Source organism: Streptomyces sp. F001, from assembly GCF_004187715.1.
In the GTDB taxonomy this organism is placed as follows: domain Bacteria; phylum Actinomycetota; class Actinomycetes; order Streptomycetales; family Streptomycetaceae; genus Streptomyces; species Streptomyces flavusporus.
This window is the reverse complement of the sequence record NZ_QZWF01000003.1, coordinates 587,139-611,577: the sequence shown is the minus strand read 5'-3', so window position 1 is coordinate 611,577 and position 24,439 is coordinate 587,139. Positions and strand designations below refer to the sequence as shown.

Annotated in this window: 22 protein-coding genes; 9 read left to right on the top strand and 13 right to left on the bottom strand. The window is 69.7% G+C overall.

The window, feature by feature from the left end; translation table 11 throughout:
- Positions 1–75 precede the first annotated feature (75 nt).
- Together StrepF001_RS16100 and aspS are read right to left on the bottom strand one after the other, a co-directional pair.
- Positions 76–1,035, bottom strand: a complete 960-nt coding sequence (locus StrepF001_RS16100; protein WP_129798921.1) for an intradiol ring-cleavage dioxygenase — start codon at positions 1,033–1,035, stop codon at positions 76–78.
- A gap of 117 nt (positions 1,036–1,152) precedes the next feature.
- The gene (aspS, locus tag StrepF001_RS16095) at positions 1,153–2,916 is read right to left on the bottom strand and encodes an aspartate--tRNA ligase (RefSeq protein ID WP_129798920.1); all 1,764 of its coding nucleotides are present in this window, start codon (positions 2,914–2,916) and stop codon (positions 1,153–1,155) included.
- Positions 2,917–3,062: 146 nt separating this feature from the next.
- Between aspS and StrepF001_RS16090 the strand changes: the two genes are divergently transcribed.
- Positions 3,063–5,189: a SpoIIE family protein phosphatase gene (locus StrepF001_RS16090; RefSeq protein ID WP_129798919.1), complete on the top strand. Its 2,127-nt coding sequence runs from the start codon at positions 3,063–3,065 to the stop codon at positions 5,187–5,189.
- Between the two features lies 1 nt (position 5,190).
- Here the strand turns inward: StrepF001_RS16090 and StrepF001_RS16085 are convergent, their stop codons facing one another.
- From StrepF001_RS16085 to StrepF001_RS16065, 5 genes are all read right to left on the bottom strand, one after another.
- Entirely contained in the window at positions 5,191–5,541 is a 351-nt protein-coding gene (locus tag StrepF001_RS16085) for a nuclear transport factor 2 family protein (protein ID WP_129798918.1), read from the bottom strand.
- Between the two features lies 1 nt (position 5,542).
- Positions 5,543–6,598, bottom strand: coding sequence for an AI-2E family transporter (locus StrepF001_RS16080; protein ID WP_129798917.1), 1,056 nt, complete (start codon positions 6,596–6,598; stop codon positions 5,543–5,545).
- Between the two features lie 83 nt (positions 6,599–6,681).
- Positions 6,682–7,659, bottom strand: a complete 978-nt coding sequence (locus tag StrepF001_RS16075) for a pirin family protein (protein WP_129798916.1) — start codon at positions 7,657–7,659, stop codon at positions 6,682–6,684.
- A 146-nt stretch (positions 7,660–7,805) separates the two neighbouring features.
- Positions 7,806–8,195 carry a VOC family protein gene (locus StrepF001_RS16070; RefSeq protein ID WP_129798915.1) on the bottom strand — a complete coding sequence of 130 codons (390 nt, stop codon included), beginning with the start codon at positions 8,193–8,195 and terminating at the stop codon, positions 7,806–7,808.
- A gap of 32 nt (positions 8,196–8,227) precedes the next feature.
- Positions 8,228–8,701 (bottom strand): SseB family protein, encoded by a 474-nt coding sequence (locus tag StrepF001_RS16065; protein WP_129798914.1) that lies wholly within the window; start codon positions 8,699–8,701, stop codon positions 8,228–8,230.
- Between the two features lie 120 nt (positions 8,702–8,821).
- On the opposite strand from StrepF001_RS16065, the gene StrepF001_RS16060 reads away from it, so the two are divergent.
- From StrepF001_RS16060 to StrepF001_RS16045, 4 genes are all read left to right on the top strand, one after another.
- Entirely contained in the window at positions 8,822–9,640 is an 819-nt protein-coding gene (locus StrepF001_RS16060; RefSeq protein WP_129798913.1) for an intradiol ring-cleavage dioxygenase, read from the top strand.
- A 128-nt stretch (positions 9,641–9,768) separates the two neighbouring features.
- Positions 9,769–11,595, top strand: a complete 1,827-nt coding sequence (locus StrepF001_RS16055) for an acyl-CoA dehydrogenase (protein ID WP_129798912.1) — start codon at positions 9,769–9,771, stop codon at positions 11,593–11,595.
- Between the two features lie 78 nt (positions 11,596–11,673).
- Entirely contained in the window at positions 11,674–12,996 is a 1,323-nt protein-coding gene (locus StrepF001_RS16050) for a M18 family aminopeptidase (RefSeq protein ID WP_129798911.1), read from the top strand.
- 65 nt (positions 12,997–13,061) lie between these two features.
- Positions 13,062–13,310 (top strand): DUF6458 family protein, encoded by a 249-nt coding sequence (locus StrepF001_RS16045; RefSeq protein ID WP_129798910.1) that lies wholly within the window; start codon positions 13,062–13,064, stop codon positions 13,308–13,310.
- A gap of 21 nt (positions 13,311–13,331) precedes the next feature.
- Here the strand turns inward: StrepF001_RS16045 and StrepF001_RS16040 are convergent, their stop codons facing one another.
- On the bottom strand, positions 13,332–15,161 hold the full coding sequence (locus StrepF001_RS16040) for an NHL domain-containing thioredoxin family protein (protein WP_129798909.1): 1,830 nt from the start codon (positions 15,159–15,161) through the stop codon (positions 13,332–13,334).
- 115 nt (positions 15,162–15,276) lie between these two features.
- Between StrepF001_RS16040 and StrepF001_RS16035 the strand changes: the two genes are divergently transcribed.
- Complete coding sequence (locus tag StrepF001_RS16035) at positions 15,277–15,774, top strand: LURP-one-related family protein (protein ID WP_129798908.1); 498 nt, start codon at positions 15,277–15,279, stop codon at positions 15,772–15,774.
- Here the strand turns inward: StrepF001_RS16035 and StrepF001_RS16030 are convergent.
- A complete protein-coding gene (locus StrepF001_RS16030) occupies positions 15,771–16,598 on the bottom strand; it encodes a carbon-nitrogen family hydrolase (protein ID WP_129798907.1) in 828 nt (275 codons plus the stop codon). The genes StrepF001_RS16035 and StrepF001_RS16030 overlap by 4 nt on opposite strands.
- 219 nt (positions 16,599–16,817) lie before the next feature.
- Between StrepF001_RS16030 and StrepF001_RS16025 the strand changes: the two genes are divergently transcribed.
- The gene (locus StrepF001_RS16025) at positions 16,818–17,642 is read left to right on the top strand and encodes a maleylpyruvate isomerase family mycothiol-dependent enzyme (protein ID WP_129798906.1); all 825 of its coding nucleotides are present in this window, start codon (positions 16,818–16,820) and stop codon (positions 17,640–17,642) included.
- A 67-nt stretch (positions 17,643–17,709) separates the two neighbouring features.
- Here the strand turns inward: StrepF001_RS16025 and StrepF001_RS16020 are convergent, their stop codons facing one another.
- The gene (locus StrepF001_RS16020) at positions 17,710–19,005 is read right to left on the bottom strand and encodes an MFS transporter (RefSeq protein ID WP_129798905.1); all 1,296 of its coding nucleotides are present in this window, start codon (positions 19,003–19,005) and stop codon (positions 17,710–17,712) included.
- A complete protein-coding gene (locus StrepF001_RS16015; protein ID WP_129798904.1) occupies positions 19,002–19,652 on the bottom strand; it encodes a GntR family transcriptional regulator in 651 nt (216 codons plus the stop codon). Before StrepF001_RS16015 ends, StrepF001_RS16020 begins: the two co-directional genes overlap by 4 nt.
- A gap of 194 nt (positions 19,653–19,846) precedes the next feature.
- Between StrepF001_RS16015 and StrepF001_RS16010 the strand changes: the two genes are divergently transcribed.
- Both StrepF001_RS16010 and StrepF001_RS16005 read left to right on the top strand, forming a co-directional pair.
- On the top strand, positions 19,847–20,752 hold the full coding sequence (locus tag StrepF001_RS16010; RefSeq protein WP_129798903.1) for a D-alanyl-D-alanine carboxypeptidase: 906 nt from the start codon (positions 19,847–19,849) through the stop codon (positions 20,750–20,752).
- A gap of 245 nt (positions 20,753–20,997) precedes the next feature.
- Positions 20,998–21,936, top strand: a complete 939-nt coding sequence (locus StrepF001_RS16005) for a serine hydrolase (RefSeq protein ID WP_206306868.1) — start codon at positions 20,998–21,000, stop codon at positions 21,934–21,936.
- Between the two features lie 79 nt (positions 21,937–22,015).
- Here the strand turns inward: StrepF001_RS16005 and StrepF001_RS16000 are convergent, their stop codons facing one another.
- Both StrepF001_RS16000 and StrepF001_RS15995 read right to left on the bottom strand, forming a co-directional pair.
- Positions 22,016–23,431, bottom strand: a complete 1,416-nt coding sequence (locus StrepF001_RS16000; RefSeq protein ID WP_129798902.1) for a dihydrolipoamide acetyltransferase family protein — start codon at positions 23,429–23,431, stop codon at positions 22,016–22,018.
- Between the two features lie 10 nt (positions 23,432–23,441).
- The gene (locus StrepF001_RS15995) at positions 23,442–24,437 is read right to left on the bottom strand and encodes an alpha-ketoacid dehydrogenase subunit beta (RefSeq protein WP_129798901.1); all 996 of its coding nucleotides are present in this window, start codon (positions 24,435–24,437) and stop codon (positions 23,442–23,444) included.
- Between the last annotated feature and the right edge of the window lie 2 nt (positions 24,438–24,439).

The following is a 24,439-nucleotide window of genomic DNA, read 5'->3' as shown; positions in this document are numbered from 1 at the left end:
GGTGATCCGCTCCGGCCCAGCCCACGTGCGGGGCGGATGTGTCCGCACACATCCGCCCCGCACCTCGTACGTCCGTCAGCTCGCCGACGCCGACGCGCCCGGCTGGGCGGAGTCCTCCGTGCCGGTGTGTGTCGCCTCGGGGTCCACGCCGACCGTGATCGAGGCCTGGACGCCCTTCGCGATGTTCTTCTTGTTGTACTCCAGCTTCAGGAGACCGCCGGTGGTGCCGGACTGGTCGTAGATCGTGTCCTCGGTGAGCGTCGTGCGCTCGGTGGTCGACGTCGAGTACGGCTCGACCTCGGCCGAGGCGAGCACCGACTCCTCGTCGAAGAAGAACTGGCCGGTGTGGCAGGTGTTGCCGCCCTCGTAACCGGAGTCGGTCCACTCGCCGCTCACATGCACCTTGGTGTGGATGTGCACGCAACGGCCCCGGTACCAGCCCGGGAAGATCGTCTTGAAGGTGACGCAGCCCTGCTTGTCCGTCCGCCAGGTGCCGCGCAGATAGCGCTCGTCGTCGGTGGGCTCCTCGTGCACCCCGCCGCCGGTACCGCCGCTCGGCGCGCCGGACGGGGGCTCGCCGGTCGGCGTGCCGGAGGGGGCGCCGGACGGGGCGCCCGGCGGGGGCGTGCCACCGCCGCCGCCCGTGGACAGGCTCTCGTAGCCCGAGTAGATGCCCAGCGCGTCGCAGTGCCAGATGTCCACGGCCGCGTTCCGCAGCGGCTTGCAGGTCTCGGAGTCGATCACCTTGATGCGGAGGGTGAGCGGGATGCCCTCCTTGTCCTCGGTGATGTCCTGGCGGATCTTGTCCGCGTCGATGTAGTAGGGGCCCTCGGTGGTCTCCGAGGTGAGCCGGTAGCAGGCCTCGCCGGTGGCCGCCGTGTCCTGCTTCTTCTCGTCGGCGAAGGCGCCCGCCGCGAGCGTGCCGCCGGCACCCGCCGCCACGACCGCTCCGACCCCCGCGATCATGACCTTACGGCGGGTCAAGTCCCGTTTGTGGCGCGGGGAATGGCTCTTGGATTCCGTGTTCTCCGTCATGGGCGGGACGCTAGGGAGCGCACCTGTCAGCACCCTGAGTAAGAGCTGGGGGAGAGCCCTGCAGACGAAAGTGGCCCGGAACCGACGTCGGTTCCGGGCCACCCGCGCTCAGCAGAACTACTTGGGCTGCGGCTTGCGCACCGACAGGTGCAGCTCCTTCAGCCGCGCCTCCTCCAGCTCCGTCGGCGCGCCCATCATCAGGTCCTGGGCGTTGCCGTTGAGCGGGAAGGCGATCGTCTCGCGGATGTTCGGCTCGTCGGCGAGCAGCATGACGATGCGGTCGACGCCGGGCGCGATGCCACCGTGCGGCGGGGCGCCGAAGCGGAACGCGCGCAGCATGCCGGCGAACTTCTCCTCGACGGTCTCCCGGTCGTAGCCCGCGATCTCGAAGGCCTTCAGCATGATCTCGGGCTCGTGGTTCCGGATCGCGCCGGAGGACAGCTCGACGCCGTTGCAGACGATGTCGTACTGCCAGCCCAGGATGTCCAGCGGGTCCTGGGTCTGAAGGGCCTCCAGGCCGCCCTGCGGCATCGAGAAGGGGTTGTGCGAGAAGTCGATCGCGCCGGTTTCCTCGTCCTTCTCGTACATCGGGAAGTCGACGATCCAGCAGAACCGGAAGACGCCCTCCTCGAAGTGCCCGGCCCGCTTGGCGGCCTCGACCCGCACCGCGCCCATGATCTTGGAGACCTCGTCGAACTCGCCCGCGCCGAAGAACACGGCGTGGCCGGCCTCCAGGCCGAGGCGCTCGGTGAGGACCTTGACGTTCTCCTCGGTGAGGAACTTGGCGATCGGGCCGGACAGCGAGCCGTCCTCAGCTACGCGGACCCAGGCCAGGCCCTTCGCGCCGAGCGAGACGGCGAAGTCACCGAGCTGGTCGAAGAACTTGCGGGGCTGCGCGGAGACGTCCGGCACCGGCAGCGCGCGCACGTGCTTGCCCGCGAACGCCTTGAAGTCGGAGCCCTCGAAGATGTCGGTGATGTCCACCAGCTCGAGCTGGGCGCGCAGGTCAGGCTTGTCGGAGCCGTATTTCAGCATCGCCTCGCGGAACGGGATCCGCGGGAACGGGGACGTCACGTGACGGCCGTCGCCGAACTCCTCGAACAGCTCCGTCATCAGCTTCTCGACGGGCTGGAAGACGTCCTCCTGCTCGACGAAGGACATCTCGATGTCGAGCTGGTAGAACTCGCCCGGCGAGCGGTCGGCGCGGGCGTCCTCGTCGCGGAAGCAGGGCGCGATCTGGAAGTAACGGTCGAAGCCGGAGATCATCAGCAGCTGCTTGAACTGCTGCGGGGCCTGCGGCAGCGCGTAGAACTTGCCCGGGTGGAGGCGGGAGGGCACGACGAAGTCGCGGGCGCCCTCCGGGGAGGTGGCGCTGAGGATCGGGGTCGCCATCTCGTTGAAGCCCAGCGCCGTCATCTTGTGCCGGATCGCCGAGATGACCGCCGTACGCAGCATGATGTTGCGGTGCATGCGCTCGCGGCGCAGGTCCAGGAAGCGGTACTCCAGGCGCCGCTCCTCGTTGACCCCGTCCTCGGTGTTGATCGTGAAGGGGAGCGGGGCGGCGGCGCCGAGCAGCTCGACCTCGGAGACCTCGACCTCGATCTCGCCGGTCGGCAGGTCGGGGTTGATGTTCTCGGCACCGCGGGAGACGACCTGGCCGTCGACGCGGACGGTGGACTCCTTGGAGAGCTTGTCCAGGGCCTCGTACGCGTCCGTGCCGGGACGGGCGACCAGCTGCGTGATGCCGTAGTGGTCACGCAGATCGATGAAGAGGATGCCGCCCAGGTCGCGCCGATTGTGCAGCCAGCCACTCAGCCGGACGTCGGTGCCGACGTCAGAGGCGCGGAGCTCGCCGCAGGTGTGGGACCTGTACCGATGCATCGTCGTTCATCCAGTCTTCGCGGATCGGGGCGTGTTTCACGTGAAACTTCTCCCCAGGGTACCGGCCGCCCGCGACGGCCTCCCCACCATAAGAGTGCGTGCGACACCAGTGGCACCCCTCGATCACCTCTTCTTAGAGTGGGCCAATGCGTATTGGTGCGCCCCTTCCCGCAGTGGGGCAGGTCCTCGCCGCCCTCGCGACCGGCATGTGGCACTGGGACACGGCCACGAAGCTGGTCACCGTGGACGCCGAGGCCGCTCGGCTGCTCGGGCTGCCCGCCGAACAGTCGACCCTGACCGAATCCCAGGCCCGGGCGCGCCTCCACCCGGTCGACTGGAACGAGATCGTCAGCGTCATCGGTCTCGCCGTCGCCGAGCGGACGCTCGCCGAGGTGCGGGTACGGATCATGGACGAGCGGGGCCGGGTGATCCGCACCGTGCGCAGCCGCTCCAAACCGAGCTTCGACCCCGAGCGCCGGGCGTACCAGCTGATCGGCACCCTCCAGGAGGTCACCGACCCGTCGCCGGGCACACCTGCGGGGCGCCGTGCGGTCACCGGCGACTGGCGGCGCTCCCGGGAGGCGTTCCTGCTGGACGCGGGCCGGGCACTGGCCGAGGCGCGGTCCACGGAGGAGGTGCTGCGGGTCGCGGGCGGGCTGTCGATGCCCGGTTTCTCACCGGACGGGCTCGCGGTGTTCGGTGTGGAGGCCGACCGGCTGACGGTCATCGGCCACCACGGCTACCGGCCCGGCGACGAGAAACGCTTCACGCACATGCCGGTGGAGACCGACTATCCGGCGGCCGAGGTGGTGCGCACCGGCCGGGCGGTCTACCTCTCCTCCCCCGAGCAGTACAAGTCCCGCTATCCGCTCACCTGGCCGCTCGCCGAGCAGTTCGGCCGCCAGTCCTGGGCGTTCCTGCCCCTGACCCTCGCCGGACGCACCATGGGCGCGTGGATGGCGGCCTTCGCCTATCCGGTGGCGTTCACCCCGGACGAACGATCCGTGCTGACGACGGTCGCCCGCATGCTGGCCCAGGCCCTCAGCCGGGCCGGCGCCGCCGAGTCGGAGCGGGAGCTCACCGACGGCCTGCAGCGCTCCATGCTGCCCACCCTGGGCCCCGAGATCCCCGGCATGAGCGTCGCCGCCCGCTACATCCCCACCGGCGGCGGGCTCCAGGTCGGTGGTGACTGGTACGACATGATCCCGCTGCCCAACGGACGCTTCGCCCTCGTCATCGGCGACGTGCAGGGACATGACGTACGGGCGGCCGGTCTGATGGGCCAGCTGCGGATAGCACTACGGGCGTACGCGGCCGAGGGCCACCGCCCGGACGCCGTGCTCTCGCGCGCCTCCCGCTTCCTGCACGGCATCTCCACCGTCGACGAGGACCCCGCCGACCTGCGCTTCGCGACCTGCCTCTACGTCGAGGCCGACCCCGCGACCGGCGTCCTGGACATCGCCCGCGCCGGACATCCGGACCCGGCGATCCGGCTGGCGGACGGCACGGTGCTGAAACGTCCGACGGACGGCGGGCTGCCGCTCGGCATCGACCCGGACGCCGACTACCCCACCACGCGGTTCCTCCTGGAACCGGGCGAGACCATGATGATCTGCACCGACGGCCTCATCGAGACCGGCGGGCACGATCTGGAGTCGGGCTGGCTGCGCATCCGGACGGTCCTCGAGGAGCACCAGGGCGACAAGCTGGAGGAACTCGCCGATGCCCTGGTCCAGGCCGTGCACGGGCCGTCCTCCCACCACACCACCGGTCCGCTCGCCGACCGGCGCGAGGACGACATCGCCGTGCTGCTGCTGTCCCGGCAGGGCGAGGACCACAGCTACGGCGACACCGTGACCGGCCGGCCGACCGTGCGCCGCACGATGCTCACCGTCGCCCAGGACGAGCCGGAACGCGTCGCCGTGGCCCGGCAGGAACTGCGGGACCTTCTGCACGACTGGTCCTCGGCCGACCAGGTCGACACCGCGGTGCTGCTGCTGTCCGAGATGCTCACCAACGTCCTCGTGCACACCGACGCCGACGCGCTCCTGGTCGCCGAGGTCACCGGGGAGCCGGCCGGGCGGCGGATGCGGGTGGAGGTCACCGACGCGAGCGACGACCTGCCGCACAAGCGCCGGCCCGGGGAGCTGGCGTCCTCCGGGCGGGGGCTGATGCTGATCGAGATGCTGGCGGACGCGTGGGGAGTGGACCCGCGGGGCGAGGGCAAGAGCACCTGGTTCGAGGTGTACGAGTCCGACGGACACCCCGCCTGAGTCATTCCCGGCCGCCGAAGAAGACCCGCACGTCCCGGATGAGCCCGTCGCGTACGGTGATCGCCTCCACGTTGCGGTACCTCTCGCCCGTGGGGAGCTCGTACTCGTAGTACGCGAACACGAGTTCCGGATCCGCGGGTGTCACCTTCAGCAGCCGCTGCTCCCTGACCCGGTCGGCGGTGGGAAAGCACCGCTCGAAGAACGCGTCCTTGTCGATGTGGTCGTCCTGCGGGCTGGTGAAGGTGAAGTCGTCGGCGTAGAGCAGAACGGCCGCCTCGCGGTCCTGCGCCCGGTAGTACCGGAACGCGGCCTCCACGACGGCGGCCGGTGAGCCGCCCGTGTGATCGTGCATGCTAGGCCTCCAACTGCTCCGGTTCGGGCGGCGTTCCGTAACGCGCCCGCAGCTCGTGCAGTACCCCGAAGACGGCGGCGGTGAGCGGTACGGCCAGCAGCATCCCGAGGATTCCGGCGACGGCCGCGCCCGCGGTGATGGCCAGCATCACGACCGCCGGGTGCATCTGCACCGTACGGCTCTGGATCATCGGCTGGAGCACATGCCCTTCCAGCACCTGCACGGCGAGCACCACCCCGAGCACCCACAGCGCGATGACGAAGCCCCGGTCGGCGAGCGCGACCAGCACGGCGACCGCCCCGGAGAGGAAGGCGCCGAGGTAGGGGATGTAGGCGCCGACGAAGACCAGCGCCCCCAGCCCCACGGCGCCCGGCACGTCCAGGATCAGCAGTCCGACGGTGATGCACACGGCGTCGATGAAGGCGATGAAGGTGGTCCCGCGCATGAACCCTTCGACGGCCCGGTAGGCGCGCCGTGCCATGGCCTCCAGGGTGTCGGCGGTCCCGTGCGGGGCGAGCGCGCGCAGGGTGCCGGTGGCCCGGTCGGAGTCCCGCAGGAAGAAGAAGACGAGCAGCAGCGCCAGTACGGCAATGGCGATGGTCTCGCCGACGACGCTGACCCCGCTGATGACCCCGGAGGCGGCCGTCCCGCCGAACCTGCCCAGCAGCTCCCGCGCGTTGGACGCTATGTCGTCCAGCGAGGTCCCGGCCGCCCCGAAGTGCTCGGCGAGCCCCCGCGCCGCGTCCCTGAGCGAGGCGACGATCTGGTCCCCGCTGTCGATCAGCGCCGCGACGACGATGTACACGGCCCCGCCGACCACCGCCACGACGGCGACACAGGTGAGCCCGGCGGCGACCGACCGGTTGACCCGGGCCTTGACGAGCCGCCGGTGAAAGGGCCCGAGCAGCGCGGTGCCGAGCAGCGCCAGCAGCACCGGCACCACGGCCGCCCGCAGATGGGCGCACAGCAGGATCCCGACGTACACCACCCCGGCGACAAGCAGGATGACGGCACACCAGGCGGCCAGCCGTCGCACGGAGTCGGGAAGCAGATGCACCCGTCCAGGGGATCACGCACCGGGCGGGCTGTCCTGCGCGGACAGCCCGCCCGGGTGACACGGCGTCAGCCGGCGGCAGAGGCTCAGCCCTTCGGTCCGCTCTCCGTCATGCCGTGCACGGCGGGGATGGTCCCCAGCCGGCCCTTCTGGAAGTCCTCGAAGGCCTGCTGGAGCTCGTCGCGGGTGTTCATCACGAACGGGCCGTAGTGCGCCATCGGCTCGCGGATCGGCTGACCGCCCAGCAGGACGATCTCGAGGTCCGGCGTGTTCGAGTCCTGCTGCTCGTCCGCGCGGACGGTCAGCGAGGAGCCGGCGCCGAAGACCGCCGTCTGCCCCAGGTGGACCGGGCGGCGCTCCGCACCGACCGCGCCCTTGCCCGCCATCACGTACGCCAGGCCGTTGAAGTCCTCGCGCCACGGCAGGGTGATCTCCGCGCCCGGCGCCAGCGTCGCGTGGATCATCGTGATCGGCGTGTGCGTGGCACCGGGGCCCTGGTGGCCGTCGAGCTCACCGGCGATGACCCGGAGCAGTGCGCCGCCGTCGGGGGAGGTGAGCAGCTGAACGTTGCCGCCGCGGATGTCCTGGTACTTGGGCGGCATCATCTTGTCCTTGGCCGGGAGGTTCACCCACAGCTGCAGGCCGTGGAAGAGACCGCCGGACATGACCAGTTGCTCCGGCGGGGCCTCGATGTGGAGGAGCCCCGAGCCCGCGGTCATCCACTGGGTGTCGCCGTTGGTGATGGTGCCGCCACCGCCGTGGGAGTCCTGGTGGTCGAAGATCCCGTCGATGATGTAGGTGACGGTCTCGAAGCCGCGGTGCGGGTGCCAGGGGGTGCCCTTGGGCTCACCCGGCGCGTAGTCCACCTCTCCCATCTGGTCCATCATGATGAACGGGTCCAGGTGGCGGTAGTTGATCCCGGCGAACGCCCGGCGCACCGGGAAGCCCTCACCTTCGAAACCGCTCGGCGCGGTCGTGACGGTGAGCACGGGGCGTGCCACGGCGTCGGCCGGTGCGGTCACGCGGGGCAGCGTCAGCGGGTTCTCGACGGTCACTGCAGGCATGTCGGTACCTCCTTGGGCGACGTACGCCCCACTTTAGTTGAGCATTGAACTTTCTGCCACCTCAAACAGAGAAAGCCCGGAGGGGATTCCCTCCGGGCTCCTCCGCCCGTACGACGGCCGCGGACGGCCCTGCACCGTTGCAGTACTCAGGGGCGAACGTACGGCCGGGTCATGATCTCCATGTTGTGCCCGTCCGGATCGTCGAAGTACGCACCCCGCCCACCGAAAAGATCGTTGACCCGTCCGGGCTCGGTGTGGCCGGGGTCGGCGTAATACGTGCTCCCGGCCGCCGCCGGCCGGCGGATCATGACGTCGAACTCCTCGTCGGACACGAGGAACGCGTAGTGCTGTGCCTGGACGGGCTCGTCGCGCAGCTCGTAGGAGTCGAGCGTCACACTGTTGCCGAGCTCCACAGGCAGGAACGGTCCGAACGGGGCGCCGGCCTCCAGCCCCGGAATCCCGGCGAGGAGATCGGCCGATCGCCGACGGTCACTCGCATACACGACGGTGTGGTTCAGCTGAACGGCATTCGGCATGCCTGGTCTCCCCCCTGGTCCGCGTCCGGCGCCTAGCCGTACATCCGCCGCATCGCGAAATCGACCATCTCCTCGACCGCCTTCGCATCGAAGACCATCCGGTGCTCGCCCTCCATGTCGAGGACGAAGCCGTAGCCGGTCGGCAGCAGGTCGATCACCTCTGCGCCGGTGATCACGAAGTACTTGGACTCCTTGCCCGCGTACCGGCGCAGCTCCTTCAGCGAGCTGAACATCGGGATCACCGGCTGCTGGGTGTTGTGCAGGGCGAGGAAGCCGGGGTTGTCACCGCGCGGGCAGTAGACCTTCGACGTCGCGAAGACCTGCTGGAAGTCCTCCGCGGACATCTGCCCGGTGGTGAAGGCGCGCACCGCGTCCGCGAGTGAGGGCGGGGACGGCTCGGGGTACAGCGGCGGCTGCTGCTGTCCGTACCCGCCGGGCATCTGCTGCGGGGGGACGTAGCCCTGCTGGGCAGCACCGCCGTCCATGGGCTGGCCGTATCCGTACATGGGCGCAAGCGTACCGAGGGCAGTCGGGCAGGCGGGCCGGTATGGGCGCCCTGGCAAACCGACAGCGACTTGACAGCCACCGCCCTGGCTTCCCACAGGTGCCGCTCATAGCGTCTGCCCATGAGCAGACGCCACCACGACGAAACACATGAGCACGACAGAGGCCTCTCCTACGACCTTCCCGTCCTCGCCCGCCGCCGGATGATCCGGCTGATGGCGGGGGCGAGCCTGATCCCCCTGGTGGGCTGCTCCACCGACGACACCTCCGCCGGCAGCAGCTCGCCGAGCTCGGCCTCCTCGCCCACCGAGTGCGCCACGATCCCGGACGAGACCGCCGGTCCCTACCCCGGCGACGGCTCCAACGGCGTGAACGTCCTCAAGGAGAGCGGCGTCGTCCGCAGCGACATCACCTCCAGCTTCGGCGACTCGGCCGGCGGCACCGCCGAGGGCGTGCCCCTGGCCATCACGCTCACCGTCGTCGACGCCGCCTCCGGCTGCGATACCCCGAAGCAGGGCGCCGCCGTCTACCTCTGGCACTGCGACCGGGACGGCAACTACTCCCTGTACTCCGAGGGCGTCACCGACGAGAACTATCTGCGCGGCGTCCAGGAGACCGACGACAAGGGCCAGGTCACCTTCAGGAGCATCTTCCCGGCCTGCTACGCGGGCCGCTGGCCGCACATCCACTTCGAGGTCTACGGCAGCCTGGACGACGCCACCGCCGCCACCTCGATCACGAACACCTCCCAGCTCGCGCTGCCGAAGGACGTCTGCGACGCGGTGTACGCCACGGACGGCTACAGCCAGAGCGTGCAGAACCTGGGCCGGCTGTCCCTGGAGACGGACAACATCTTCAGCGACGGCCACGACCAGCAGCTGGCTGCGGTGACGGGCAGCGCCGAGAAGGGCTACACGGCGACGCTCACGGTGCCGGTGTGACCCGTCACAGATGACGGGATCGGGGTTGCGTCTTATTACTGACGGGTAGCATCATCGTAGCTACTTGTTGGTACGTGAACTAGCGCGAGGATCCAGTGCCTCGCCGATCTCTCTACGGAGCTGTCGCCATGGGGCACTACAAGTCGAATCTCCGCGACATCGAGTTCAACCTCTTCGAAGTACTCGGGCGCGACAAGCTGTACGGCACCGGCCCGTTCGAGGAGATGGACGTCGACACCGCCAAGAGCATCCTCGACGAGCTCACCCGGCTCGCGGAGAACGAGCTGGCCGAGTCCTTCGCGGACGCCGACCGCAACCCGCCGGTCTTCGACCCGGAGACCAACACCGCTCCGGTCCCGGAGACGTTCAAGAAGAGCTACCAGGCCTTCATGGACTCCGAGTACTGGCGCCTCGGCCTGCCCGAGGCCATCGGCGGTACGACGGCTCCCCCGTCGCTGATCTGGTCGTACGCGGAGCTGATCCTGGGCGCCAACCCGGCCGTGTGGATGTACTCCTCGGGCCCGGCATTCGCCGGGATCCTCTTCGACGAGGGCAACGAGGTCCAGAAGCAGATCGCGCAGATCGCCGTCGAGAAGCAGTGGGGCTCGACGATGGTCCTCACCGAGCCCGACGCGGGTTCCGACGTGGGCGCCGGGCGCACCAAGGCGGTCCAGCAGGAGGACGGCTCCTGGCACATCGAGGGCGTGAAGCGCTTCATCACGTCCGGTGAGCACGACATGTCGGAGAACATCCTCCACTACGTGCTCGCGCGGCCGGAAGGTGCCGGTCCGGGCACCAAGGGCCTGTCCCTCTTCCTCGTCCCGAAGTACCTCTTCGACTTCGAGACCGGCGAGCTGGGCGAGCGCAACGGCGTCTACGCCACCAACGTCGAGCACAAGATGGGCCTGAAGGCCTCCAACACCTGCGAGATGACGTTCGGCGACCAGCACCCCGCCAAGGGCTGGCTGATCGGCGACAAGCACGACGGCATCCGCCAGATGTTCCGCATCATCGAGTTCGCCCGCATGATGGTCGGCACGAAGGCGATCTCCACGCTCTCGACGGGCTACCTCAACGCCCTCGAGTACGCCAAGGAGCGCGTCCAGGGCCCCGACCTGGCGAACTTCATGGACAAGACCGCGCCCAAGGTCACCATCACGCACCACCCCGACGTGCGCCGCTCGCTGATGACGCAGAAGGCGTACGCCGAGGGCATGCGCGCCCTCGTCCTCTACACGGCCTCTGTCCAGGACGCGATCGCGGTCAAGGAGGCGGCGGGCGAGGACGCGTCGACGGAGCACGCGCTCAACGACCTCCTCCTGCCGATCGTCAAGGGCTACGGCTCCGAGAAGGGCTACGAGCAGCTCGCCCAGTCGCTGCAGACCTTCGGCGGCTCCGGCTTCCTGCAGGAGTACCCGATCGAGCAGTACATCCGCGACTCCAAGATCGACACCCTGTACGAGGGCACCACGGCCATCCAGGGCCAGGACTTCTTCTTCCGGAAGATCGTCCGCAACCAGGGCGCCGCGCTGAACTCCCTCGCCGAGGACATCAAGAAGTTCCTCGCCGTCGGCACCGGTGGCGAGGAGCTGGCCGGCGCCCGCGAGCAGCTGGCCAAGGCGGCCGTCGAGCTGGAGGCGATCGTCGGTCTGATGCTGACCGACCTCGCCGCCACCGAGCAGGACGTCAAGAACATCTACAAGGTGGGCCTGAACACCACCCGCCTGCTGATGGCCTCCGGCGACGTGATCGTCGGCTACCTGCTGCTGAAGGGCGCCGCGGTCGCCGCCGAGAAGCTTCCGTCGGCCTCCGCCAAGGACAAGACGTTCTACACCGGCAAGATCGCGGCGGCGAAGTTCTTCGCGGCCACCGTGCTGCCCGGCGTGACGCTGACCCGCAAGCTGTCGGAGAACGTCGACCTGGACCTGATGGAGCTGGACGAGGCCGCGTTCTAATCGCCGTCCACACCTTCCTCACGAGGGCCCGCTCCCCTTTGCCGGGAGCGGGCCCTCGCACGTCGTTAAGGTGAACCCATGAGCGAACCCTCCCGCTTCGATCGCGGTCACACCGACGACCTCATGTCCTTCCTGGCGGCGAGCCCCTCGCCGTACCACGCCGTGGCGAACACCGCCGAGCGGCTGGAGAAGGCCGGCTTCCGGCAGGTCGCGGAGACGGACGCCTGGGACGCGGTGACATCAGCGGCTTCCGCCGCGGGGAGCGGCGGCAGGTTCGTGCTGCGCGGTGGCGCGATCGTGGCGTGGTACGTCCCCGAGAGTGCGGCCCCGCACACGCCGTTCCGCATCGTCGGCGCGCACACCGACTCGCCCAACCTGCGGGTCAAGCCGCTGCCCGACACGGGGGCGCACGGCTGGCGTCAGGTGGCGGTCGAGATCTACGGCGGCCCGCTCCTGAACTCCTGGCTGGACCGCGACCTGGGCCTGGCCGGCCGCCTCACCCTGCGCGACGGCACGACCCGCCTGGTGAACATCGACCGCCCGCTGCTGCGCGTCCCCCAGCTCGCGATCCACCTGGACCGCTCGGTGTCGTCAGAGGGACTCAAGCTCGACAAGCAGCGCCACCTCCAGCCGATCTGGGGTCTCGGCAACGACGTCCGCGACGGCGACCTCATCGCCTTCCTGGAGTCCGAGTCCGGGATCCCGGCGGGCGAGGTCACCGGCTGGGACCTGATGGTGCACTCCGTGGAGCCGCCGGCATACCTGGGCCGGGACAAGGAGCTGGTGGCGGGCCCGCGCATGGACAACCTGCTGTCGGTGCACGCGGGCGTCGCGGCACTGACCGCGGTGGCCACCGGCGGTGAGGGGCTGCCGTACATCCCGGTCCTCGCCGCCTTCGACCACGAGGAGAACGGCTCCCAGTCGGACACCGGCGCGGACGGGCCGCTGCTCGGCGGCGTGCTGGAGCGTTCGGTGTTCGCGCGAGGAGGGTCGTACGAGGACCGGGCGAGGGCGTTCGCGGGAACGGTCTGCCTGTCCTCCGACACGGGCCACGCGGTCCACCCCAACTACGCGGAGCGCCACGACCCGACGCACCACCCGCGCGTCAACGGCGGGCCGATCCTGAAGGTCAACGTCAACAACCGCTATGCGACCGACGGTTCGGGCCGTGCGGTCTGGGCTGCGGCCTGCGAGAAGGCGAACGTCCCGTTCCAGTCCTTCGTCTCCAACAACTCCATGCCCTGCGGCACGACGATCGGCCCGATCACGGCGGCGCGGCATGGCATCAGGACGGTGGACATCGGGGTGGCGATCCTGTCGATGCACAGCGCGCGCGAACTGTGCGGGGTGGATGATCCGTTCCTCCTCGCCAACGCGCTGGTGGCCTTCCTGGAGGGGTAACGCCCGTCGGGCCGGGTACCCGCCCCCGACCGGAACGACTGGACCGGACAGGGAGGCGACAACTCATGGGCCTCGGCGGGTGCATCATCCTCATCGCCGTGGGAGCCATCCTCACGTTCGCTACCGACTGGGACATGCAGGGGGTCAACCTCGACCTGGTCGGCGTGATCCTGATGATCGTGGGCCTGATCGGCGTGACGACCTTCAGCAGCATCGCCCGGCGCAGGCGAGTGGTGGTGCCACCCGCGACACCGGTCGTGGAGGAGCGGCACCACCATCGGCGGGACGGGTACAGCGACGGATACGGGGTGTGAGCCCCGCAGGGCCCCGCAGGGTCAGGCATCCAGGCCGGCCAGGACCAGCGGCAGACGGTCCTGACCGGCCTCGGTGAGACGGACCGGGACGCCCCAGTCCTGCTGGTGGACATGGCAGGCGGGGTACTCGTTGGAAGGGTCGTCGTCGCAGGACGCCGCCATCGCGGAGACGTGCAGGACGCCCTCAGGGACCGCGGGGTTGAGCTCCAGGGCGCGGGAGAGATCGGTCCCCGCGCCCTCACCGTCCACCAGCAGCTCGGGAGGCGTGGACGAGACCAGCAGGCGGGTCGAGGGGCCGTACCGGGTGTCGAGCTTCTGGCCCGCCGGGGCCTGGAAGATCACGTCCAACTGCAGGCGTCCGGGGGCGACTTCGGTGGCCGCGCGCTGCGTGTGGTGCGCGACCGCCTCGACACGGATCGCCTCCTCGGGGAGGCGAAGGCGGGTGAGCCGATGCCGGGCGGACTCGACTACGACGATGTCGTCGCCGACCAGCACGGCGTCGCTCGGTTCGCGCAGATCCGTGGCCAGGGTGGTCACTTCGCCGGTGGCGGGGTCGTAGCGGCGCAGGGCGTGGTTGTAGGTGTCGCTGACGGCTACCGAGCCGTCGGGGAGCGCGGTCACGCCCAACGGGTGCTGGAGCAGGGCCTGTTCGGCGGCGCCGTCGCGGTGACCGAAGTCGAACAGGCCGGTGCCGACGGCGGTGTGGACGGCGCCGTCGGGGGCGACCCAGCGCAGCGCCGACGTCTCGGAGTCGGCGAGCCACAGCCGGTCGGGGGTGGCCGCGAGGCCGGACGGCTGCGCGAACCAGGCCTCTGTGTCCGGGCCGTCGACCAGGCCCTCGTTGGTGGTGCCGGCAGCGACGGAGACGGTGCCGGCAGCGGGGTCGTACGTCCACAGCTGGTGGATGCCGGCCATGGCGATCCAGACCTTGCCCTGCCACCAGGCGACGTCCCAGGGGGAGGAGAGGTTCACCTCGCGCCCCGGGCCGGACGTGTGGTCGCCCTGCATCCACTGCCTGCCGGTGCCCGCGAAGGTCGTGACCTCACCGGACGTGAGGTCCAGCCGCCGGAGGGCGTGGTTCACGGTGTCGGCGACAACGACCGAGCCGTCGTCGAGGAGGGCGAGACCCTGCGGCTCGTTGAAGGTGGCCGTGTCCGCCGTGCCGTCGGAGAGGCCGCGGACACCGGACCCGATGCGCCCTACAACGGACTCACCATCGGCCTCCAGCTCCACCAGCTGATGCCGTGTCGTGTCGCTGACCAGGAAGTTCCCGCTCGGCAGCAGCAGCGCCTTCCCCGGGAACCGCAACACCGTCGGCTCCGGCTCCGGCGCCACGTACGGCCCGTCCCCGCGCCGCAGCGTGCCCTTCGCGGCGTGCTCCGCCTCCAGCTCGGTCACCAGCCGCTCGATGGCGTGCGCATGCCCCTCACCGGCGTGCTGTGCAACGACATATCCCTCGGGGTCGATCACCACGAGCGTCGGCCAGGCCCGCACCGCGTACTGCTTCCAGGTCGCGAGCTCGGGGTCGTCCAGGACGGGATGCTCGACGCCGTACCGCTCGACGGCGTCGATCACCGCCTGGTGCTCCGCCTCGTGCACGAACTTCGGCGAGTGCACCCCGATGACCACGACCGTGTCCCGGTGCTTGTCCTCCAGCTCCCGCAGCTCGTCCACGACGTGCAGGCAGTTCACGCAGCAAAATGTCCAAAAATCAAGGATGACGATACGTCCGCGCAGGTCGGCGAGCCGGTACTGCTTCCCGCCGGTGTTCAGCCAGCCACCCTTGCCGGTCAGCTCGGGGGCACGGACACGGGCGCGGCGGCGAGTCGGGCCCGGGGAGGAATCGGTCATGGATCAAGAGTGCCACCCGCCACCGACAAACACCCCGGCGCGAACGTCGTACCGCGCTGAGCCCGTCGGCCTACCGGCGGCGTTTCGGGCCGGCCGGCGGGGAACCGGTCATGTCATGAGATTCCTCGTACGCGACCGGATCCTCTCCTTCGGTGACGACTACTGGATCGAGGACGACCACGGCAACAAGGTGTTCCTCGTCGACGGCAAGGCGATCCGGCTGCGGGACACCTTCGAGCTGAAGGACACCCAGGGACAGGTGCTGATCGACATCCGTCAGAAGATGTTCGCCCTGCGGGACACGATGCTCATCGAGCGGGACGGCGAGCCGCTCGCGCGGATCAGGCGGAAGCGGCTGTCGTTGCTGCGCAACCACTATCGGGTGACGTTGGTGGACGGCACGGAGCTCGACGTCAGCGGCAAGATCGCCGACCGCGAGTTCGCCGTCGAGTACGACGGCGAGCTGCTCGCCGTCATCTCCCGGCGGTGGCTGCACGTCCGGGACACCTACGGCGTGGACGTCGTCCGGGACGACGCGGATCCGGCGCTGCTGATCGCGGTGACGGTGTGCGTGATCCACCTGGCGGAGAAGGAACGGGAGGAGGACCGCTAAGGACGGGAGCGCGGCGCCCCCAGGCCGAGCACGCGGTCCTTCAGGGCCGGGAACTGCTCCCGGGTCTGGGCCACCTTGCCGTGGTCGAGCTCCACGGTGAGGACCTCCTCGCCGCGGCCGGCCTCCGCCAGGACCGTTCCCCATGGATCCACCACGATCGAGTGACCGGCCTGCGGAACTCCCGCATGTGTCCCGGCCGTTCCACACGCGAGGACGAACGCCTGGTTCTCCACCGCCCGCGCCTGAGCCAGCAGCGTCCAGTGGGAGCGCCTGCGCTCCGGCCAGCCCGCCGGGATCACAAAGGTCTCGGCACCGGCGTCGACGAGCCCACGGAAGAGTTCGGGGAAACGGAGGTCGTAGCAGGTCGCCAGACCGAGCGTCGTCACGCCCGGCATGCGGACCGTCACCAGCTCGTCGCCCGCCCCCATCAGCACGGCCTCGCCCTTGTCGAAGCCGAAGCGGTGGATCTTGCGGTAGGCGGCGACCAGATCACCGGAAGGAGAGAAGACGAGCGACGTGTTGTACAGCGGCCCCTCGCCCGCGGCCGGGGTGCCGTCGGATTCACCCCGCTCCGGAATCGAGCCCGCGTGCAGCCACACGCCCGCGTCGCTCGCGGCCTTCGCCATGGCCTCGTGCGTCGGCCCCTCGAGCGGCTCGGCCTCCCGGGCGAACCCCTCGTAGGCGAACGCCCCGGTGGTCCACAGCTCCGGCAGCACGACGAGATCGGCACCGGCCTGGTCCCGTACGAGCGAGGCGACCCGACGCCGACGCGAATCGACCGATTCACCCTCATTTACGGAGATCTGGAGCAGAGAGGCGCGCACACTACCACCGTCCTGGCATTCGAGCCGTCCACACGGGCCTACGATCGTCACACGAAAGCACTGCCGGGGTGCCTCACAGCAGCGTAACTTTGGGGGTCCCCTCGGTTCGAGCGCAGCCGAGAACCGGGGGAGTCTCGAGACGCCGCCGACCGCAGCCACCTCCCACTGGCAATGCCGCCACAACCTGCCCGTGTTCCGACCGCCGAGGGGTCCCGTTCCGTGAGTCTGCATCCCACCCTCCAGCCCTACGCCGACGCCTGGACCCACTCCATCGAAGCGATATCCGAGCTGGTGCAGCCGCTTGTGGAGGCCGACTGGAACCGGCGGACCCCGTGCCCGGGCTGGTCCGTGCGTGACGTCGTCTCGCACGTCATCGGCCTCGACTGCGAGATGCTCGGCGACCCGCGCCCCATCCACACGCTGCCGCGCGACCTGTTCCACGTCACGAACGACCACCAGCGCTACATGGAGATGCAGGTCGACGTCCGCCGGCACCACACGGCGCCCGAGATGACCTCCGAGCTGGAGTACACGATCATTCGCCGCAACCGGCAGCTGCGGGGCGAGTCGCGCGACCCCGGCACGAAGGTGCGCGGGCCGCTGGGCACCGAGCTCACCCTCGAGGAGGCCATGCGAGGCCACGCCTTCGACGTGTGGGTGCACGAGCAGGACCTGCGCGTCGCCGTCGGCCGGCCCGGCAACCTCGACTCCCCCGGCGCGCAGGTCACCCGTGACGTCCTGCTGGCCGCCCTCCCGGACGTCGTCGCGAACAAGGCCGGGGCTCCCCGCAGTTCGGCGGTCGTCTTCGACGTTCACGGCCCCGTGGAGTTCCTGCGCACGATCCGCGTCGACATCCAGGGTCGCGGCACCCTGGAGACGGCTCCCGCCCTCGGGCCCGCCGCCACCCTCACCCTCGACTGGGAGACGTACGTCCGCCTGGCCTGCGGCCGGGTGACGCCGGAGGCGGTCCGGGACCGGGTGAAGACGGAGGGCGACCCGGACCTGACGGCGGCGATCCTGCGGAACTTCACGGTGACGCCGTAGGGCCGCAGGCGCGGCCCCCTGAGAGGTGTGGGACGAGTGACGAGTCGGGCCACTGGCAGACGTCAGCTCACGCCGGCACGTGCACCGTCTCCACCCGGCTCGCCACCAGCCGTTCCCGCTCCCGGCGGGCCGCTCGCCTGCGCAGGCGCAGGATCTGGGTGACGCCCAGCGCCTGGAGCACGAACACGGACGAGAAGGCGACCGTGTAGTCGTCGTCCGTGGCATCGAGCAGCGCGCCGATCGCGAACAGCGTCGTCATCGAGGCCACGAAACCACCCATGTTGGTGATCCCGGACGCCGTCCCCTGACGCTCCGCCGGATTCGCCGGCCGCGCGAAGTCGAACCCGATCATCGAGGCCGGCCCGCACGCCCCGAGCACCGTGCAGAGCACGATCAGCAGCCACATCGGGGCGTGCTCACCGGGATACACGAGCGTCGCCGCCCACAGCAGCGAGGTCGCCGCGATCGTGCCCAGCGCGAGCGGCAGCCGCGCCCCGTGGTGCCGGGCGATGATCTGGCCGTACACCAGTCCGACCGCCATGTTCGACAGCACGACCAGGGTCAGCAGCTCTCCGGCCGTGGCCCGGGACAGCCCCTGCGCCTCGACCAGGAACGGCAGCCCCCACAGCAGCAGGAACACCATCGCCGGGAACTGGGTCGTGAAGTGCACCCACAGCCCGAGCCGAGTCCCCGGCTCCCGCCAGGACGCGGCGATCTGCCGCCGTACGTACGCCGCTCCCTGATGCGGTACCGGCTCCGGCTCGTGTCCTTCGGGGTGGTCCTTCAGGAACAGCAGCAGGAGGACGAGGACCACGATCCCGGCGAGCGCGCTGCCCGCGAACGCGGCCGTCCAGCCGATGCCGTGCAGCAGCCGGGCGAGGACGAGCGTCGAGACGAGGTTGCCTGCCATGCCGACCAGCCCGGCGAGCTGCGCGATCAGCGGTCCGCGCCGGGCCGGGAACCATCGGCTGCCCAGCCGCAGCACGCTGATGAACGTCATCGCGTCGCCGCAGCCCAGCAGCGCCCGCGACGCGAGGGCCATCCCGTACGTGGGGGAGAACGCGAAGCCCAGCTGGCCCGCCGTGAACAGCACGACACCCATCCCCAGCACCTTCTTGGTGCCGAGCCGGTCGACCAGCAGGCCGACGGGTATCTGCATGCCGGCGTAGACGAGGAGCTGGAGGATCGAGAACGTCGACAGTGCGGAGGCGCCCACGTCGAAGCGGTCGGCGGCGTCGAGGCCGGCGACCCCCAGGGACGTACGGAAGATGACGGCGACGAAGTAGACGGCGACGCCTGTGCTCCAGACGGCGACGGCGCGCCGGCCGCCGGGCGGATCGCCCGGGAGGGTGGCCCCGCTCATCGGACCTCACCCCGGGCGAGGTGCGAGAACCAGCCGACGTGCCGGTGGACGATTCCGACGGCCGCCTCGGCGTCCCCCGAGCGCAGCGCGTCCAGGATCTCCTCGTGCTCGGTGAGGGTCTTGGCGATCCGGTCGGGGTGAGAGTGCATGACGGCGACTCCCATCCTCAGCTGCCGGTCGCGGAGTTGGTCGTAGAGCCGGGAGAGGATCTCGTTGCCGCCGCTGCGGACGATCTCGGCGTGGAAGCAGCGGTCGGTGACGGCGGCGGCGGCCAGGTCCCCGGCGGCGGCCTGTTCCTTCTGCAGTGCGAGCAGTTCCTCGAGCCGCTCGATGAGGCCGGGCGGTGCGGGTACGGCCTTGCGGGCCGCGTGCTCCTCCACCAGCAGCCGGGTCTCGACGACGTCCGCGATCTCCTGCGCGGAGACGGGCAGTACGAGGGCGCCCTTCTTCGGGTACAGCTTGATCAGGCCCTCGACCTCCAGCCGGAGCAGTGCCTCGCGCACCGGAGTGCGAGAGACCCCGACGGCATCGGCCAGCTCGCCCTCGGTGAGCAGGGTTCCGCCCTCGTAACGGCGGTCCAGGACGCCCTGTTTGACGTGGTGGTAGACGCGGTCGGCGGCGGGCGGTTGCTTCACGACCAGGGGCATGCCCACAGGATAGATACATCACGTACGCATACGGAGTCCCGTCCATCATGCGGACGTGACGGGGCCCGCCTCACCTGCCGCACAACCTTCTGTGGTACTTACGCGTCACACACGTGCGGCCCCTTTCGCCTTCGGGCCCCTGACCTCAATTCGGCCGCATATCAGAGGAATTCAAAGCAATCGGGGTACTTCACTTGAAAACCGGCATTCAGGGCACCCGTATCCGCAGAGCCACTGCCGTCGCCGTGACCACCGGCGCCGTGCTCGCGGCCGGTGCCTTCTCCGCTGCGCCCGCGCAGGCCGCCGCCGCCCCCTCGATCGTGGCCAAGGGCGGCTACGTCATGAACAACGCGAACGGCAAGACGCTGTACACGAAGGCAGCGGACACCAGGCGCTCCACCGGCTCCACCACCAAGATCATGACCGCGAAGGTCGTGCTCTCGCAGCCGAACCTCAACCTCGACGCCAAAGTCACGATCCAGAAGGCCTACAGCGACTACATCGTCGACAACAACTGGGCCTCCAACGCCAAGCTGATCGTCGGCGACAAGGTCACCGTGCGCCAGCTGCTGTACGGCCTGATGCTGCCGTCGGGCTGCGACGCCGCCTACGCGCTCGCCGACAAGTTCGGCACGGGCTCGACGCGGGCCGCGCGCGTGAAGTCGTTCATCGGCAAGATGAACACCACCGCGAGGAACCTCGGCCTGACGAACACCCACTTCGACTCCTTCGACGGCATCGGTAACGGGGCGAACTACTCGACGCCGCGCGACCTGACGAAACTCGCCGGCAGCGCGATGAAGAGCTCCACGTTCCGCACGATCGTCAAGACGAAGCAGTACACGGCGAAGACGATCACCAAGACCGGCAGCGTCCGCACCATGGCGCCGTGGAAGAACACCAACGGCCTGCTCGGCACCTACAGCGGTGCGATCGGCGTGAAGACCGGTTCCGGCCCGGAGGCCAAGTACTGTCTCGTCTTCGCCGCCACCCGCAACGGCAAGACGGTCATCGGCACGGTGCTCGCCTCCTCCTCGATCGCCCAGCGCGAGGCGGACGCGAAGAAGCTCATGAACTACGGCTTCACCAGCCTGGGCTGACGCCCAGGACGACCGGCTCACCGGGTCACCGGCTCACCGGGTCACCGGGTCACCGGGTCACCGGGTCACCGGCAAGGGGGCGGACCGCTCGACGGCGGCCGCCCCCTTGGACGTTCCTCGCCCTCTTGGTGATTTCGTTATGCCAGGCCGTACATCCCCGAACGCTCCTGGCGAGTCTCACCAGAGCCTGCCCCCTCACAACGCAGATGCCTTACCGGGCATTTCGCACACTCGGAGCGTTCATAGTGATAACCGGCATCAAGGGTGTACGTTTCCGCAGAGCCGCAGCCGTCGTCGCCACCACCGGCGCGCTGGTCGCGGGCGGCGCCCTGACGGCACCCGCCCAGGCGGCGACCGCGCCCACGGTCAGCGCCAAGGGCGCGTTCATGCTCAACAGTGCGACGGGCTCCACGCTCTACAGCAAGTACGCCGACACCAAGCGGCCGATGGCGAGCACCACGAAGATCATGACGGCTCGGGTCGTGCTGGCCATCCCGGACGTGAACCTGGACACCAAGGTCACCATCAAGCAGTCCTACCGGGACTACGTCGCAGCCAAGGGCGCGAGCACCGCGGACCTGAAGACCGGCGACAAGGTCACCGTCCGCCAGCTGCTGCACGCGATGATGCTGCCGTCCGGCTGCGACGCCGCGATGGCCCTCGCGGACAAGTTCGGCACCGGCACGACGGTCGCGGCCCGCACCAAGAACTTCATCGCCAAGATGAACAAGAAGGCCGATGCCCTGGGCCTGACCAACACGCACTTCGACTCGTTCGACGGCAACTCGACGCAGAACACGAACTACACGACGCCGCGCGACCTCGCCAGGCTCACACGCAGCGCGATGACGTTCTCGACGTTCTCGGGCATCGTGAAGAAGACGAAGACCGTGCAGTACGCCACGACGAGCACCGGCGGCACCCGCACGTACACCTGGTACAACACCAACCAGCTGCTGGGTTCCTACAGCGGTGCGATCGGCGTGAAGACCGGTACCAACACCCCGGCCGGCCCCTGCCTCGTCTTCGCCGGAACCCGCAACGGCAAGACCGTCATCGGCGTACTCCTCAACGACCAGTACCGCTTCACGGACGCCGCGAAGCTGATGGACTACGCCTTCGGCAGCAGCACAGCGAGCACGATGCAACTGCGCACGCTGCCGTCGGGCGCCCAGCGGGACTGACCCCGGCTGGACACCGGTACGCAGTAGGGGCCCACTGCTGACAAGCAGTGGGCCCCTTGCCGCCTCCGAACCGGACGCGTCAGGCCCAGGTGATCAGCCTCTTCGGCTGTTCCAGGATCGCCGCCACGTCGGCAAGGACCTTCGACCCCAACTCCCCGTCCACCAACCGGTGGTCGAAGCTGAGCGCCAGTGTCGTCACCTGACGTGGCTTCACCTTGCCCTTGTGGACCCACGGCTGGAGCTTGATCGCGCCGACCGCGAGGATCGCGGACTCGCCGGGGTTGAGGATCGGCGTGCCGGTGTCGACGCCGAAGACTCCGACGTTGGTGATGGTGACCGTGCCGCCCTGCATGGCCGAGGGGGACGTCTTGCCCTCGCGGGCTGTCGACACCAGCTCGCCCAGTGCCTCGGCGAGTTGCGGCAGGGTCTTGTCCTGCGCGTCCTTGATGTTCGGGACGATCAGACCGCGCGGGGTGGCCGCGGCGATACCCAGGTTGACGTAGTGCTTGACCACGATCTCCTGGTTGGCCTCGTCCCAGGACGCGTTGATGTCCGGGTTGCGCTTGATCGCGACCAGGAGGGCCTTGGAGATGAGCAGCAGGGGGTTCACGCGCAGGCCCGTGAACTCCTTGTCCTCCTTCAGCTCCTCGACCAGCTTCATCGTGCGCGTCACGTCGACCGTCACGAACTCCGTGACGTGCGGCGCGGTGAAGGCCGAGCCGACCATGGCGGCGGCCGTGGCCTTGCGGACGCCGCGGACGGGGATGCGGGTCTCGCGGGTCGTGTCGTACGAGGCCGGCGCCGGGGCCGATGCCGGGGTCGGCGCCACGACCGGCGTCGGCGTGGGCTCGAGGGTCTGCGGGGCCGCCGCCGCGTGGACGTCCTCGCGGGTGATGATGCCCTCCGGGCCGGTCGGAGTGACCGTCGCGAGGTCGACGCCGAGGTCCTTGGCCAGCTTGCGCACCGGCGGCTTGGCGAGGGGGCGCTGCTGCGGGGGCGCGGTGGGCGGCGGGACCGGGGTGGCGGTCTGCGCCGTCCCGTGGCCGTTCAGCTCGGACTGGATCGCGGCCGAGGCCTGCTGGGCCGGGGCCTCGGGTCCCTTGCGGGGGCGGCGCTTGGTGGAGGACGTGGCCACGCCGTACCCCACGAGGACCGGCTGGCGGCCCTCCGGCTTCGGCTCCTCCTGCGCCGGCGCCTGCTGCGGCTCGGCGGGCGCCTGCGGTGCCGGTGCCCCGCCGCTCACGTCCACCGCGATGATCGACGTGCCGACGTCCACCGTCGTGCCCTCGGGGAAGTGCAGCTCGCGGACGACTCCGTCATAGGGGATGGGGAGTTCGACGGCCGCCTTCGCGGTCTCGACCTCGCACACCACCTGGCCGTCTGTGACCTTGTCGCCGGGCTGGACGTACCACTTGAGGATCTCGGCCTCGGTCAGGCCCTCGCCCACGTCGGGCATCTTGAACTCGCGTACGGAAGCTTCCGTCATCGTCGTCACGACCCTCTCCTCAGTACGCCAGCGAGCGGTCGACGGCGTCCAGCACCCGGTCCAGGCCGGGCAGGTACTCCTCCTCCAGGCGGGCCGGCGGATACGGGGCGTGGTAGCCGCCGACCCTGAGCACCGGGGCCTCCAGGTGGTAGAAGCAGCGCTCCGTGATCCGGGCGGCGATCTCCGCACCGGAACCGAAGAACACCGGCGCCTCGTGGACGACCACCAGGCGGCGGGTCTTCTCCACCGAGGCCTGGATCGAGTCGAAGTCGAGCGGGGAGACCGAGCGCAGGTCCAGCACCTCCAGGGAGCGGCCCTCCTCGGCGGCCGCGTCCGCGACCTCCTGGCAGAGCTTCACCATCGGGCCGTACGCGACGAGAGTGAGGTCGGTGCCCTCGCGGACGACCCGTGCCTTGTGCAGCGGGCCGGGGATCGCCTCCGTGCTGACCTCGGCCTTGTCCCAGTAGCGCCGCTTGGGCTCGAAGAAGATCACCGGGTCGTCGCTCTGGATGGCCTGCTGCATCATCCAGTAGGCGTCCGAGGCGTTGGACGGCGACACGATCTTCAGGCCCGCCACATGCGCGAACAGCGCCTCCGGGGACTCGGAGTGGTGTTCGACCGCGCCGATGCCGCCGCCGTAGGGGATGCGGACGACGACCGGGAGCTTGACCTTGCCCAGCGAGCGGGCGTGCATCTTCGCGAGCTGGGTGACGATCTGGTCGTACGCCGGGAAGACGAAGCCGTCGAACTGGATCTCCACGACCGGGCGGTAGCCGCGCAGGGCCAGGCCGATCGCCGTACCGACGATGCCCGACTCGGCGAGGGGGGTGTCGATGACGCGGCTCTCGCCGAAGTCCTTCTGCAGTCCGTCGGTCACGCGGAACACACCGCCGAGCTTGCCGACGTCCTCGCCCATGATGACGACCTTGGGGTCGGTCTCCAGGGCGCGGCGCAGCGACTCGTTGATCGCCTTGGCCAGGGCCATGTTCTTGAATGTCACAGTCTCCACGGCCATGT